A 14,762-nucleotide genomic window follows, 5' to 3' on the forward strand; every position below is an offset into this window, starting at 1 on the left:
TAACGACCGGAATTATACTACCTGCATCACTGTATTAAAGGCAATAAAACGGTCGCCGAACAGGTCGTAAGCCCTTTGCCTGAGCGCTTCTGCGTGCTCGCTCAGGAAGGTATTGTAGTTCTCCAGGCTATCGGAAAAGTACTGAATGGTGTAAGTGGGTCCTTCACTATCATCCTGCTCAAGTAACCTGCACATGCGGTAATCGTGGAAAAGACCTGTCTGCAGCATAGAGGGTATATACTCTTCGCGCATCCACTTTAACCACCTCAAATGCGTGTCTGTGGCTACTTTCACAGTAACGTTATAAATGATCATAGTATATTTGTATGAGCGTAATCAATGCTCCAGTTCAAGAAACACCGGGCAGTGGTCTGAATGTTTCACCTGCTGGAAGATGGCTGCGTGCTTCAGTTTGGCTTTCAGCGGCGAGGTTACGTTGATGTAGTCAATACGCCAGCCTTTGTTATTGTTTCTGGCATTGGCCCGGAAGCTCCACCAGCTGTACTGATGCGGATCAGGATTAAACTCCCTGAAGGTGTCTACAAACCCGCTGGCGAAGAAACGATCCATCCAGGCACGTTCTTCGGGCAGGAAGCCGGTTGAGTTCTTGTTGCTCACCGGATCATGAATATCGATCGGTTTATGACAGATGTTATAATCCCCGCAAACAATGAGGTTGGGTCTGGTTTTTCTCAGCTCTGCAAGATATTCCAGAAACTCGTCCAGCCATTGATATTTATAGGTCTGTCTTTCATCTCCGCTGGTACCTGATGGGAAGTAGGTATTGATCAGGGTAACATTGCCGAAATCGAGCCTTATAAAGCGACCTTCGAAATCACTTTGCTGATGCCCACTGCCGTATTGTACGTGGTCCGGTTTAATGCGTGTGAGCACCGCTACGCCGCTGTAGCCCTTCTTCTGGGCCGGATACCAATAGTGATCATACCCCAGCTTTTCGAATTGCTGGAAATCTACATTCTCCTGATGTGCTTTAATTTCCTGCAGGCAGATAATATCGGCGGGATCGGTTTGGAGCCATTCAGAGAAACCTTTTGTCATGGCTGATCTCAGCCCATTCACATTATAAGATACTATACGCATAGGTGTGGTTGCGTTTAGGTGGTTAGCGTTCAATATTAATAAATCACGCTCCCGGTGGGGAGCGTGATGGTGAGTTGTTACATATCGTATTCCAGGTTGGGGCGGAGCCACTTTTCTGCTTCCTCTACTGTCCAGCCTTTGCGGGCAGCGTAGTCTTCCACCTGGTCTTTTTCTATTTTACCAAGACCAAAATATTTGGCTTCAGGGTTGGCAAAGTACCAGCCGCTTACGCTTGCAGCGGGATACATGGCCAGAGATTCGGTCAGCGTGATACCAGTGTTGGCTGTAGCATCGAGCAGGTCAAACAGCTTATATTTTTCTGTGTGCTCAGGACATGCCGGGTAACCTGGTGCAGGGCGTATACCGCTATAGGCTTCTTTTATCAGCTCATCGTTGCTCAGGTGTTCGTCATTGGCATAGCCCCAGAACTCTTTACGTACACGTTCGTGCATCAGTTCTGTAAACGCCTCTGCAAGCCTGTCTGCAAGAGCTTTCAGCATAATGCTGTTATAGTCGTCATGTTCTGCCTTGAATTTATCCAGCCACTTTTCTATGCCGGCACCTGCTGTTACTGCAAATCCGCCGATATAATCCGTTTTTTGGGATGATGCAGGCGCAATGAAATCGGCCAGGGAAAGGTTAGCCTGTCCTGGTGCTTTCTTGATCTGCTGACGCAGGAACTCCAGTTTTACAGAGGATATACCCGCCTGTTCCGGTGTTACCAGGATGGTATCGTCAGCAATGGCACTGGCAGGGAATATACCGATAACGGCATTGGCCTGCAGCCATTTTTCGCGGATGACTTTCTGCAGCAGCTCTTGTGCATCATTGTACAGGCGTGTGGCTTCAGCCCCCACTACTTCATCTGTGAGGATCTGCGGAAATTTGCCATGCAGTTCCCAGGCAATGAAAAATGGCTGCCAATCAATATACTGGGCTATTTCGGCCAGGTCGTAGTTCTCAAACTTCTGAACGCCGGTCTGTCTGGGCTTCACGGGAGTATAGGCTTTCCAGTCGATAACGGTTTTGTTTTTCTGTGCTGCCGCGATAGGCAGGTATTGTTTTACTGGTTTTTTATTACGGAAAGTCTCGTTGAGCTTTTCATATTCGCTCCTTACCGTTTCCAGGAAATCCTTTTTCAGGGCTTTGTTCAGCAGGCTGCCGGTGACAGTTACACTACGGGAGGCATCCAGTACGTGCACCACGCCATGCCCATATTCCTGTGCGATCTTTACAGCAGTATGTGTGCGTGATGTGGTTGCTCCACCGATAATCAATGGGATGTTAAATTGCTGGCGGCTCATTTCACGGGCTACATGCACCATTTCATCCAGGCTGGGGGTGATCAGGCCGCTAAGGCCGATGATGTCCACGTTTTCCTGCCTGGCAGTCTGTAATATCTTCTCAGCAGGTACCATTACACCCAGATCCAATATCTCGTATCCATTACATGCCAGCACCACGCCTACGATGTTTTTACCGATGTCGTGTACATCGCCTTTTACAGTGGCCAGCAGAATCCTGCCAGCAGATTTGATTTCGCCACCATGTATTGCCTGGTTGCGAAGCTTTTCTTCCTCAATATATGGTGTAAGAATAGCCACTGATTTCTTCATTACCCTGGCGCTTTTCACCACCTGTGGCAGGAACATCTTACCGCTACCGAACAGGTCACCTACGATGTTCATACCATCCATCAGTGGTCCCTCAATCACGTCCAGCGGGCGTGGGTATTTCTGGCGGGCTTCTTCTGTATCTCCGTCAATATAATCGGTGATACCGTTCACCAATGCATGGCTCAACCGTTCTTCCACACTGCCATGACGCCAGCTTTCATCTTTTTCAATTACTTTTCCCTTGGCCTTTACGGTTTCGGCAAACTGTATTAATCGCTCGGTGGCGTCTGGTCTGCGGTTCAGTATGGCGTCCTCACAAAGCTCGCGCAACTGCGGTTCTATATCATCATAGATCTGCAACATACCGGCGTTCACAATACCCATGTCCATACCAGCTTTGATGGTATGATACAGGAATACAGAGTGCATGGCTTCGCGCACGGTTTCATTACCACGGAAAGAGAACGACACGTTACTTACACCACCGCTGACTTTTGCCAAAGGCATCAATTCCTTGATACGGCGTGTGGCGTTGATGAACTCCACTGCGTAGTTGTTATGTTCTTCGATGCCGGTGGCAATAGCGAATATATTTGGGTCGAAAATGATATCCTGTGGATCGTAGCCCACCACTTCAGTAAGGATTTTGTATGCCCTGTGGCTGAAGCTGACTCTCTTATCCTCTGTGTCGGCCTGGCCATGCTCGTCGAAAGCCATTACCACCACAGCAGCTCCGAAGCTTTTGCAGATGTACGCCTGTTCAATGAACTTGGCTTCACCTTCCTTTAAGCTGATAGAGTTCACTATACATTTACCTTGCACACATTTCAGGCCTGCCTCTATTACGCTGAACTTACTGGAGTCAATCATAATAGGTATGCGGGAAATATCCGGCTCGGAGGCTACCAGTTTTAGAAAAGTGGACATTGCCAGTTCTCCGTCGAGCAGGGCGTCATCCATGTTCACGTCCAGGATCTGGGCGCCGTTTTCCACCTGCTGGCGGGCAACAGAGAGGGCCTCTTCATACTGGCCTTCCCTGATCAGGCGCGCGAATTTCTTGGAGCCTGTCACGTTGGTGCGTTCCCCTACGTTGATGAAGTTGGTTTCGGGGCGTACTATCAGTGGTTCAAGGCCACTCAACCGCAGGAAGGGTCTGATTACCCTGTGTTCCCCGGTATTGGCATCGATAGTATCGGTATCTGTATTAAAAGTGGTTATGCTCATTGTTGCTGTTGATGCGTTGATGGTAGACGATGATTTTTTGCATGGCAGTTATGCGAGTGTTTCCACTAACTCTGGTCTCACGCGGGGGGTGATGTTCTTAACATGTCCCGCAATGTGGCGGATATGGTCTGGTGTGGTACCACAGCAGCCGCCTACAATATTTACAAAACCAGATGCTGCAAAGTCTTCAATGATGCAGGCTGTATCTTCCGGTTCTTCATCATACTCACCAAATGCGTTGGGCAGGCCGGCGTTAGGATAGCAGCTTACATAGCAGCTGGCTATACCGGACAGTTCTTCAACGTATGGGCGCATCTGTTTGCCCCCTAATGCACAGTTAAGACCTATTGAGAATGGATTGGCATGCATTACGGAAATATAGAAGGCTTCCAGGGTTTGTCCGCTCAGCGTTCTGCCGGATGCATCAGTGATGGTACCGGAAATCATAATGGGGAGCTCCGGCTTGCCGGACTCACGGAAGTATTTCTTGATAGCGTATATTGCTGCCTTACAGTTAAGTGTATCAAATATAGTCTCAATCAGCAGTATATCTACACCACCTTCAGACAGGCCTTTGACCTGCTCCTCATAAGCTTCGGCCACTTCATCAAAAGAAACAGAGCGGTAGCCCGGGTTATTCACATCCGGGGAGAGCGACAATGTTTTATTCAACGGACCAATGGCACCGGCTACAAACCTCGGTCTGTCGGGGTTCTTGGCTGTATACTCATCCGCTGCTCTTCTGGCGATTTTCGCTGCAGCCAGATTCAGCTCATAGGCGAGGGCTTGCATATCATAGTCGGCCATGGCTATGGAAGTACTGCTGAATGTATTGGTTTCAATAATGTCAGCACCTGCTTCCAGGTATTCTTTATGTATGGCCTCTATAATCTGTGGCTGGGTGAGGTTCAGCAGGTCGTTGTTGCCTTTGAGGTCTGAATGATAATCAGCGAAGCGGGTTCCTCTGTAGTCTGATTCCTGCAGCTTGTATCGCTGGATCATGGTGCCCATCGCACCATCAATGATGAGCACACGCTCATTTGCGCAGTCTTGTAAAGATTTCATATTACAATGCGTTTATTAGTTACGGTTTAGAAAATTTACAAGGGCGAACAATAAACAAATCTCCCTGTATAACTCTGCAAATATAATACTTTCCCATATGAAATCAGAGACGTGAAAGACAAGTCCGGACAATTGTTCCGGGGATTTTTAAAAGCCGGTTTTTTTATTGATGCAGAGGGTTGTAGATATAGATTTTATCTATACATGAAATTTAATTTGGTTGAAGTCTATAAAGTCTACTATATTTGTAGGGTAATAGAAAAAAACACATGCAACAAAATGATTTAAATACTGTGAGAAATATGAGCCTGGCTCCCCACCGGCCTTTAGCCTGCGCCTCCTGCGGGTGTTGTTGTTAACGTGCAACTCAACAAGGATATATCATTAAGTTCTTCTACATTTTTATTACAACAAATTTTAATCGTGATGTCTATATCAAAACATATCCATGCCCTCCGTGAACACCTCGCCAGCCTCGGCTTGCATCCTGTTCCGGAAACGGCCGGCAATAACGAGTCGGAAGTGTTTAAGGTATGTTTTCTGAATAAATATGAAATGCAGCGCTGGAGAGAGTTGCAGGAAAAAGAAAAAGCAGAAACCAATCATAAAATATTATGTGGCCATCCCTCTGGGGAGAAGCCTTGATTATTTTTCATAACGTGGAATTACAGGTTAAACGAAGACGGGCGTTATTAAACGCCCGTATTATTTTTATGATATTTTTATTTTGACAGGTGGTTATGAGGAGATGCGCTTACTGCTTTACGTAGTTTTCCAGTGGCAATCTGTTGGAGATAGACCGGGCCAGCGTCATTTCATCCGCGTATTCCAGCTCCCCGCCGAATGCAATACCACGCGCAATAGTGGTGATCTTTACCGGAAAATCCTTCAGTTTTTTAGAGAGATAGTATATAGTGGTGTCTCCTTCAATAGTAGGACTCAGCGCCATGATTACTTCTTCCACCCCCTGATGCTGTACACGCTCAATCAATGAGTGGATATTCAACTGATCCGGTCCGATACCGTCAATCGGGGAGATAATGCCGCCCAGTACATGATACAAGCCGTTAAATTGCTGTGTATTCTCTATCGCCATTACATCCCGGATGCTTTCCACCAGACATACTACCTGCCGCTGCCGCGAGTGGCTGCTGCAAATGCTGCACAGCTCTTCATCAGATACATTATGGCACACCTTGCAGAACTTTATCTGTTGCCGCATACGCACAATGGCTTCGCCAAACAGCTGCACCTGCGCAGGATCCTGCTTCAGCAGGTGTAATACCAGGCGCAGCGCCGTTTTCTTACCGATACCCGGTAGCTTCGCAAATTCATTTACCGCGTTTTCTATCAGAGCAGAGGAAAATACCATAGTGCAAAGTTAGGAATATTGCTGTTGGCCTATATCCTTGTTATATTTCTATTTTCGGGGTGACTGACCAGTATGCTTTCAGGTTCTGCTTGCCAGGAATGAGGATTACCCGCTCAGGTTGACGCTTGGGAGACTTGTAATATACCCCCCGGTCCCATTTGCCGTTCCCGTTTTTGTCCAGCAGCACCCTGACTTCGTATTCGCCAGGCGCAATGAACTTCTGCACCCACTTACCGTTCACTGCTTCGCCGGAGTACTTGATGGCCTTATCCTGCACTAATTGCACGATGTAGTGCATGGAGTCGTCGTTGATGGCCTGGCGGGTACTGTCGCTAACTTTCAGTGTAACGCCGAAGATCGCGTAGTCGCTGGACTTTTTAGTTTTGAAGCTGATGGTATCTGCTCTCAGTAGCTGTTGGCTGGAGGTATCCGTAACAGCATCTTTGGGGATAATCAACCGGTAAGGCATACCTTCCTTCCACAGATAGCTCAGATACATTTTGGTATGGGTAGAGTCCATTTTACTGTGGAAAGTTACAGGTGTATAGGAGCTGTCTTCACCCAATGTGATCCTTGCGCTGTCCACATTCCGCAATGGAAGATTGAATGTAAGTGTCATGGGGGCTGGAAGTTCCTGCATACCGCCTTCCAGTGCAGGTGTTACCTGCAGTTTGGGATGCTTTTTCTTTTTCTCGTCTTTTTCCTTCTCTTTCACAGATTCTTCTATATCTGAAGAATCTGTAGGTTCCGCCGGAGGCTTGATAGTACTGTCTGTTTCCATGAACAGGAGCATGTTCACATCCGAGAGGTTGGTTTCTTTCAATACCAACGGCGTTTCTATGAATGCGATCATCTCAGACGGCTGGTTGTATTGGAGGTCACGGTCTTCTTCTTTCAGTGCAAATATTTTGTAAGAGCCGGGTGCAACGTTCTTAAACCGGAAAGAGCCGTCACTTTTGGTTTTGGCGTAGTAAACCGGTTTTTCCTTGGATACAATTGAATCCTCCATGCTTCTGTAAAGCATCACAGCCACGTTGCTGTCCAGTTTGCCGGTTTCAGCATCTATCAGGCGGCCAGCCACCTGGAGGCTGTCGAGATAATCGCCGGTAGACACTACATACTGAAAGTCCTGAGTAATGTTGCGCTCATTTATATCCCGGATGGCATCTGCAAAATTGAAGGTATAAGTAGTATTGGGCTGCAATGTGTCCCTGATCTCCATGGTAACAGTATGTAGCTTGGCAGTTACTATGGGCGTACGTTTCAGGGTGGGGGACACAATGAGCTTATCATTGACATTATCCAGCTCAACATATTCATCAAACACAAAGGCTACTTTCCTGCTTTTGAAATGTAGGGTGGAGTCAGGGGGATTTACCGCCATCAGCACCGGAGGCAAACTATCGCGCGGTCCCCCGCTGGGAGGTACTATATTGGCGCAACGGGTCAGCGAAACGGATACCATTAAAAAAATCAGCCGGAAAGCCCAGCTCCTGATATGTTGATACATGTTACCAGTCGGATTAAAATATGCTGCAAATTACCCCGGATTATAATGCGCCGGATGATTTATCCGAAAAAATATCATCACCTGGGGATCAGCAAAAATATTGTTATTGCGGCAATTTTTCGTTTTTACCTGGCAACAGCTTTCCGCAGAGCAGTTACGTACATACTGCCCCGTATGTCCGGGAGATAAGCTATAGGAGAAAAGCCCCACTGTATGTGGGGCGTGTTACATCAGTTATTCGTTCACTTTGATTGTCTGAGAAAGATGATCGCCAGTATAGAAATTGATGGTGCTTTTACCTGTTTTGGGAATGCTTCCCAGCCAGAGAGGCACTATGGAGAATGATTTTTTCTCTTTTTCAGCGGGCGCAGCGAAGTGCAGATTGGCACCGTTGTCTTTGTCATTGGAAACCGCTGATGCCAGCTGGATCTGTGTACCATAGAATGTTGCCGGCATAGCAGCAGCCACTACTATCTGTGTACCGAAATCTGGTATGTCGGGCTTATTGCTCATAGTTTTGGCGACACCGAAAAGACTGTCAAACGCCCGTTGGTTGTCGATCACCCAGAAAGTGAGGCTGTCCGACACCTTGATTGTGTTTTTCACAAAATAGCCGGAAATGGGGTGTACATCAAGGCTGGCGGTGCTGTTTGAATGAACAGCGAGGGCGGTGTCTTTGTCCGCGTTTGCTGCAGAATCAGCACTGGATTTAGTGCCACCACCACCACAGGCAGAAAGCAGGGTTATAGCACCTGCCGCAACAAGCATAAGATTTTTCATACACAGTAATGTTTTAAGATAAAAGGCATTTACTATAACATTATCGTGCCGGAATAGTTGCCTTAGACAAGGGAATCAGTAAAATTATGTTACCAACAGCGTGTTTGCCGGCGTCACTTATCCAGGCGGTGCTGGTTTTCTGTGTATAGCTGATGGTCATGCGGTTGATTTGAATGCTGATTAAGATCCGAGTTGAATACATTGACAGCTGTGGGGCTGGCTTGTAAGAAAAATATGAGGTAGTTTTATGTATCCGGGTATTATATAACAGTAATGGCTACACTGATTTTTATTATATATAATCTGGCAGGTAAAAACAGTTGTCCATTTCTGTTTATTTTGCAAATAAGGAAATTTCACGGGATAAGAAAGAACAAACATGTATCAAATTTATTATTTTAGCAATCTTTAAAAGGATAGCCTGATTATTGCGGAGAGATCTGACACATATCAATGAGCAAATGCTCGTGGAACGTCTGGCAATGGGAGATCCTGCAGCAAAGGAGCTGCTGTACGACCGTTATGCAGGCGCCCTGTATGGAATGGTACTCCAGTTGGTGCCAGTAAAAGATAGGGCCAACGATGTCATTGTAAGGGTTTTTACCTGGGCTTTCAGTCATATAGATGCTTTTAACGTATCAGGTCATCGTACCTTGTTTGCCTGGTTGCTACGCAAAACAAGGGAATTTGCTATCAAGGAAGTGCTACCTGAATCAGCGCTGACCGGTACAGAAATAATGGAAAAAGAACAGGGCGTGTTACAACGGTTTTATCTGGACCTGCCTGCAATCGAGCAGCAGGTTTTTCGGCTCTGTTATTTTAAAGGTTTATCAATCACAACGATAGCCCGTATGCTGGCAATGCCAGAAGGGCAAGTAAATGAAATACTGGGGGCAGCTATGAAAGCCTTCAGACAATTCTTGAAAGAAACTTGGAATTAAAGTTTTACATAGAAAGTGGTATTATCGAGTCCTTTGTAATGGGTTTAGCAACCGATTCAGAGGTAGAGGAGCTACAGCATATGCGCAAGCTATATCCCGAACTCGACACCGAAATTGATCTGGTCGAACGCCGCCTGGAAAGAGCTGCATTTGACGAAGCAGTGCTCCCTCCGGTTGCAACCAGGGAAAGAATACTACGGAAGATGAAATGGGAAGGCAGGAACGGACAAAGTGAACCGCCGCCCAACTATACCTTCATCAATATTCAACCTAAGGACGGAAGCCATATCTCAGTACACCGCTGGTGGAAAATCTTTTTCATCGTTATCTTCATACTATCCAAAATCTTTCTGTTCTTCGCTATTTATTATTTTTTGAAATACCGCCAGGAAAAAGAGAAAAAAGAAACAAACGCTGTCACTGTCTATATAGAAAACTATAAAGATTCTGCCTCCATTTTATAATTTTGAGGAATAGAAGGTCGTTATTTAAAAAAAAATCTCGATTTAAAAATCCGCCAACGCAGCAAAATCGTATCTACAATATATAATTTTTATTGATTATATCTTGTGGAGATGGCTTAAAATAATGTTTTGAACATAAGAGATTACATAGAAAGCGGAATCATTGAATCATACCTGTTTGGATTGGCCACAGCCGAACAGGAAGAAGAGCTCACATATATGCGCCAGATGTATCCGGTGCTTGAACAGGAAATTGCTGCAACAGAACTGAGAATTGAAGGTAAATTACTGGAAGAAGCCGTTTTGCCCCCGGTAGAACTGAAGGACAGCATTTTCGATAAAATACACCAGCATGGATTTGGTTATTACCGCACCACAGGTAATAACGGTAAGGGATACACGCCGCCGGAGCAGGTGATCATCAATATGAGCGGATGGAACCGCCAGATCTCTGTGAGTGTATGGTGGCGTTGTGCTTTTATTGCATTATGTGTGCTCACTATGTGCCTGGTTGCCAGCACCTGGTATCTTTATCAACGCACCGCTAACCTGGAGGGGATTCTGCTCAACCGCGGTGTGCAACCTGTAACAAACACTACCTCTGCAGGACGTTAATCTTTTTTTCATTTGGTACGTTTATTGTAAATGCTGAACTTGCCTGTACATTCAGCAGCTATTGTGAACCTTCTGCAGGTATAACTGTTGAATAGTTGAGCATTTAACAAACAAATTCATTTCACATGAGAAATTTATCATTAGCGACCCTGTTTCTGGCCCTGATAGCGATTCTCGGCACATCCTGCTCTCCCAAGCAGGGGGTTACCACCAACATTAATAAAGCTGCTGTAAAAGGAAACTGGGTATTAACGGATGTTAAATATGAAGGTATTCCGGATAATGCCAAGGTAACTGTTTTTGATGAAGCGCAGGCTAAATGCTTCATCGGCAGCCAATGGGTGCTTCCTGATAATAACGCAAACGGCTCTTATACACTCTCTTCCACTGAAAACGGCTGCAGCCCGGTAACACAGAACATCGTATGGACAATCTCCAAGCAGGGACCCACTACAATGTTTGGCTTCAAGAAGCTGCTCAGTGGTGTGAAGGCTAAGAATATCAGCGACGGCTATCTCATGGAGATCACTGGTGCAGGCAGTATGATGACATGGAGAGCCAATGTGAACTTCGAAGGTAAAACAGCTGCTATTATTTATACTTTACAGCGCAAATAACAGCGGCCGTTAGTATATCATTATCCTGCTCCGATTTTATTGGAGCAGGATTTTTTTTGGCCATTTTTCAGAGAGGGGAGGAATAGAAACAGAAAATAGTATATTTAGTTAAAGGTAAAGCCGGATTCACTATGAGCACGAAGATTCAACTACTGGCGCATGCCAGTTTTCAGCTTACAACTCCAGAAGGTCATACTATCCTGATTGATCCCTGGTATACAGGGAATTCCTTTCTCCCAGCCGGGATAGATATCCCGGAAAAAGTAGACATCATCCTTATCACCCATGGTCACAGAGATCATCTGGATGCAAAGATCATTGACATCATCCGTACAAAATCTCCGAAGGTAATTGCTAACCCTATTGTGCGATTATATCTTCAGGAACAGGGCGTACCGGATCATGTTTTTGAACAGATGAATGCCGGAGGAACTATTACAGTGAAAGATGTTAAAATTACAATGACGAACGCCTTTCACTTTGCACAGGTGTATATGCCCGATGGTAAAATAGGTTATACACATGCTGCCAACGGTTTTATCATTCGTACCAGCAATCATTTTTCTGCGTACTATTCAGGAGATACTTCTGTGTTTGGTGACATGGCACTGATCGGGGAAATATATGGACCGGATGTTGCCATACTGCCTGTTGGCGACCGCTATACGATGGGACCACTGGAAGCTGCTTATGCCATACGACTGCTGAAAGTAAAGCATGTAATACCTTGCCACTACGGTACCCTGCCAGTACTGACCGGCACTCCCGAACAGCTGAAGACGTTGACTGTAGACGTACCTCAGCTGCGTATACATGCGCTGAAACCCGGTGAAACACTAGATTCAGCCGGTATCAGCGGGAAATGATACTGCGCTTTGTTCTGAGTTAAACTATCGGTTATATGTTACCCCTTCAAACATCCCGTTTGTTGCTACGCGCCTGTCGGCTGCCGCTGATAACGGAAATATACCTGGAAGATGTGCACGCTGCGACAACACTGCAGGCGAGTATTCCACCGGAATGGCCGCAACAGGATCTGAAAGCATTACTGCCACACTATATTGAGATTTTGCAGGATGACCCGCAGGCCTTCCCATGGCTGCTTTGGGTGATAATAGACGTAAAAGCAGACGCCTTATTGGGGCACGTGGGCTTCAAAGGCCGGCCAGACAGAGAAGGTGCTGTAGAACTGTGTTACAGCATGCTGCCGCTCCACCGGAACCGGGGCTATATGCAGGAGGCCGCCGCAGCCCTTATTAGTTGGGCATTCCGGCAGCCTCATGTAAGAAAGATTATAGCTGAATGCGATGTCACCAATATCCCTTCCAGGAAGGTGCTGCAAAAACTGGGTATGCAGGAAACCGGGCATTCAGGTGAGTTGCTGTTCTGGCAGCTGATGAATCGTTAGCGTGTACCCGTTAAGGTTATTCTGCTGCAATATTCTGTTTGGCGAATTTAATGAAAAGCTGTGCCAGCTTATCCTGCAAACCCTGCAGGTAGGTGAACTGCAACTTTCTCACCACCCGGAAATTCTTTACAGGGATGATGGAAAATTCGCCGGCTTCCAGTTCCCGCTGTACTGCCTGCAATGAAAGGAATGCTGCGCAGGGCGAATGGTGCAGGTAAGATTTGATGCTTTCAGTACTACCCATATACATGGCCACGTTGAGATCTGTGATCTTCAGCTTCAGCCGTTTCAGCTCATCTGTGATCACTTCCAACGTACCAGAGCCATGCTCACGCATCAGCAGCGGAATATTCCGGAGGTCGGTTGCTGTGAGTGGTTCACCGTTGCCATATTGATGCTTCACATTTCCTACCAGGACAATTTCGTCTCTGGTGAATTCCACATATTTCAGCAACGGATTTCTGGAGTTGCCTTCAATGATACCCAGTAATATACTCTTCTCAAAAAGCGCCTGCTCTATCTGCTCGGTGTTGCCATTGGTGAGCGATGTTTTTACATCAGGATAGCGTTGATTGAATTTCGCCAGCAGCGGTGGTATCAGGTACTGCGCGATGGTGGTGCTGGCGCCTATCGCCAGAAGGCCGCCCTGTGTATGTTTGAGCTGGTTAATGTCATATTCCAGATTGCGGTAATCGGTGAAAATTATTTCAGCATGATGAAGTACCAGCTGACCGGCACGGGTGAGTTTAATCCTGTTGCCGATTCTTTCAAATAAAGCCATTCCCAGCTGTTGTTCCAGCTCGTGGATATGCTTGGTTACCGCCGGTTGAGAAATATATAATTCTTCTGCAGCTTTGGTAAAGCTGAGCCTTCGGGCTACGGTATGAAAAACCTTGAGTCTGAAGTCGAACATGTAATAAAAATACGTATTTAGAGGGATAAAATGGGTTCCGGTAATTTAATGGATGAGCTACTAACGGCTACGGATGTACGTAAGACCAGCCTTCCTGTTGTTTGATGATCAGTTCTCCATTGCCGCTAGGCGTGTAGTTGATAAAAGGAAACAGTTCCTCTTTACTGATCTTTCTTTCTTTCAGTGTATTCTCGCATTCCACGAGCAGTAGCCCTTTTGATTTCAGCTCCAGGAGCAACGATTCGTAGGGCTGGTCTTTTTTGAATACGGTAACTCCGCCACCATGCGCTACCAGCTCGATGGTAATGCTGTTCTGCATTCTTGGGTCATCCAGTGCATTTTTGATGTTACGTAGTGTTGCACGGATTGTTTTGTCATCGTCGCTGTTAAGTTGATAGATGGCTCTGTACTTTGTTTGTTGTTGGCTCCTTGCTGTGTTTGCGCCTAATACAATAGTTAATCCCAGGAGGAGGAGTGTCTTTTTCATCTAATGGTTTTGTTTAGTTGTCAGTAAGCAAATGATTAACCTGATGGGTTGGTCAGGTCTATAAAGATAAAAAAAAGGATTAAACCACTGAATATTTACGAGCCATGATCATCAGGGATGACAGAATGGAACAAAATACCCGGTGATTCAATCCTTTTTGGAAAAGAATCAGTTATTGATTAAGCTTTTTTCTTGGCAGCTTCTTTATTGGCTTTGTAGCGCATATCAGGAGTCCCGTCTTTCTTGGTGGGACCTGCAGGAGCAGCTGCACCGCCTTTGTTTTCCTTATAGCGTTTGTCAGGAGTACCATCTTTTTTCAGATGAGCGGATGCTGCTGCAGAAGTAGCAGGAGCAGTAGTAGCTTTTACTTCAGCTTTTGCTGCTTTAGTCTCTGTTTTGGCATCAGCCTTTACTGCTTTTGTTTCAGCTTTGGCATCAGCTTTAACGGCTTTTACTTCTTTTTTTACGGCAGCCTTAGGAGCGGCAGCAGGAGCCTGCGCCATTACGGATGTTAAACCGATGAACATCGCGAGCATCCCGGTGAGAAACTTTTTCATAAAAGAGTGATTTTACCAAAAATTAAGATTTTTTATTTATTGATAAATCATGTCCCTCTGCATTTTAAGGAATATTTAATATTCTGCCTGAA

The 14,762-nt window shown here is 46.0% G+C and carries 17 protein-coding genes; 7 read left to right on the plus strand and 10 right to left on the minus strand.

The window, feature by feature from the left end; genetic code table 11:
- Positions 1 to 12: 12 nt before the first annotated feature.
- The 4 genes from VM802_RS26735 to VM802_RS26750 all read right to left on the minus strand — a co-directional run bounded on the left by VM802_RS26735 (position 13) and on the right by VM802_RS26750 (position 5,006).
- A complete protein-coding gene (locus tag VM802_RS26735) occupies positions 13 to 315 on the minus strand; it encodes a DUF4286 family protein (protein ID WP_325536503.1) in 303 nt (100 codons plus the stop codon).
- 21 nt (positions 316 to 336) lie between these two features.
- The gene (locus VM802_RS26740; protein ID WP_325536505.1) at positions 337 to 1,101 is read right to left on the minus strand and encodes an exodeoxyribonuclease III; all 765 of its coding nucleotides are present in this window, start codon (positions 1,099 to 1,101) and stop codon (positions 337 to 339) included.
- A gap of 77 nt (positions 1,102 to 1,178) precedes the next feature.
- Complete coding sequence (gene metH / locus VM802_RS26745; RefSeq protein ID WP_325536507.1) at positions 1,179 to 3,941, minus strand: methionine synthase; 2,763 nt, start codon at positions 3,939 to 3,941, stop codon at positions 1,179 to 1,181.
- 48 nt (positions 3,942 to 3,989) lie between these two features.
- Complete coding sequence (locus tag VM802_RS26750; protein ID WP_325536509.1) at positions 3,990 to 5,006, minus strand: homocysteine S-methyltransferase family protein; 1,017 nt, start codon at positions 5,004 to 5,006, stop codon at positions 3,990 to 3,992.
- Positions 5,007 to 5,432: 426 nt separating this feature from the next.
- Between VM802_RS26750 and VM802_RS26755 the strand changes: the two genes are divergently transcribed.
- Complete coding sequence (locus VM802_RS26755; protein ID WP_325536511.1) at positions 5,433 to 5,651, plus strand: hypothetical protein; 219 nt, start codon at positions 5,433 to 5,435, stop codon at positions 5,649 to 5,651.
- Positions 5,652 to 5,760: 109 nt separating this feature from the next.
- On the opposite strand, the gene recR is transcribed toward VM802_RS26755, so the two are convergent.
- From recR to VM802_RS26770, 3 genes are all read right to left on the minus strand, one after another.
- Positions 5,761 to 6,378 carry a recombination mediator RecR gene (gene recR, locus VM802_RS26760; protein WP_325536513.1) on the minus strand — a complete coding sequence of 206 codons (618 nt, stop codon included), beginning with the start codon at positions 6,376 to 6,378 and terminating at the stop codon, positions 5,761 to 5,763.
- Between the two features lie 40 nt (positions 6,379 to 6,418).
- Positions 6,419 to 7,888, minus strand: a complete 1,470-nt coding sequence (locus VM802_RS26765) for an Ig-like domain-containing protein (RefSeq protein WP_325536515.1) — start codon at positions 7,886 to 7,888, stop codon at positions 6,419 to 6,421.
- Between the two features lie 234 nt (positions 7,889 to 8,122).
- On the minus strand, positions 8,123 to 8,668 hold the full coding sequence (locus VM802_RS26770; RefSeq protein ID WP_325536517.1) for a hypothetical protein: 546 nt from the start codon (positions 8,666 to 8,668) through the stop codon (positions 8,123 to 8,125).
- Positions 8,669 to 9,129: 461 nt separating this feature from the next.
- Here VM802_RS26770 and VM802_RS26775 point away from each other — a divergent pair, with 461 nt between their 5' ends.
- From VM802_RS26775 to VM802_RS26800, 6 genes are all read left to right on the plus strand, one after another.
- Entirely contained in the window at positions 9,130 to 9,609 is a 480-nt protein-coding gene (locus VM802_RS26775; RefSeq protein ID WP_325536519.1) for an RNA polymerase sigma factor, read from the plus strand.
- Positions 9,610 to 9,647: 38 nt separating this feature from the next.
- Entirely contained in the window at positions 9,648 to 10,073 is a 426-nt protein-coding gene (locus VM802_RS26780) for a hypothetical protein (protein WP_325536521.1), read from the plus strand.
- 129 nt (positions 10,074 to 10,202) lie between these two features.
- A complete protein-coding gene (locus VM802_RS26785; protein WP_325536523.1) occupies positions 10,203 to 10,688 on the plus strand; it encodes a hypothetical protein in 486 nt (161 codons plus the stop codon).
- Positions 10,689 to 10,813: 125 nt separating this feature from the next.
- The gene (locus VM802_RS26790; protein ID WP_325536525.1) at positions 10,814 to 11,305 is read left to right on the plus strand and encodes a hypothetical protein; all 492 of its coding nucleotides are present in this window, start codon (positions 10,814 to 10,816) and stop codon (positions 11,303 to 11,305) included.
- Between the two features lie 131 nt (positions 11,306 to 11,436).
- Positions 11,437 to 12,171 carry a metal-dependent hydrolase gene (locus tag VM802_RS26795; protein ID WP_325536527.1) on the plus strand — a complete coding sequence of 245 codons (735 nt, stop codon included), beginning with the start codon at positions 11,437 to 11,439 and terminating at the stop codon, positions 12,169 to 12,171.
- A gap of 35 nt (positions 12,172 to 12,206) precedes the next feature.
- Positions 12,207 to 12,713, plus strand: coding sequence for a GNAT family N-acetyltransferase (locus VM802_RS26800; protein ID WP_325536529.1), 507 nt, complete (start codon positions 12,207 to 12,209; stop codon positions 12,711 to 12,713).
- 16 nt (positions 12,714 to 12,729) lie between these two features.
- On the opposite strand, the gene VM802_RS26805 is transcribed toward VM802_RS26800, so the two are convergent.
- The 3 genes from VM802_RS26805 to VM802_RS26815 form a co-directional block, all read right to left on the minus strand.
- Positions 12,730 to 13,626: a LysR substrate-binding domain-containing protein gene (locus tag VM802_RS26805; protein WP_325536531.1), complete on the minus strand. Its 897-nt coding sequence runs from the start codon at positions 13,624 to 13,626 to the stop codon at positions 12,730 to 12,732.
- A gap of 67 nt (positions 13,627 to 13,693) precedes the next feature.
- On the minus strand, positions 13,694 to 14,113 hold the full coding sequence (locus tag VM802_RS26810; protein ID WP_325536533.1) for a DsrE family protein: 420 nt from the start codon (positions 14,111 to 14,113) through the stop codon (positions 13,694 to 13,696).
- A gap of 179 nt (positions 14,114 to 14,292) precedes the next feature.
- Positions 14,293 to 14,670, minus strand: a complete 378-nt coding sequence (locus tag VM802_RS26815; protein WP_325536535.1) for a hypothetical protein — start codon at positions 14,668 to 14,670, stop codon at positions 14,293 to 14,295.
- Positions 14,671 to 14,762: the final 92 nt, after the last annotated feature.

This window comes from Chitinophaga sp. (assembly GCF_035538455.1).
Lineage (GTDB): Bacteria > Bacteroidota > Bacteroidia > Chitinophagales > Chitinophagaceae > Chitinophaga.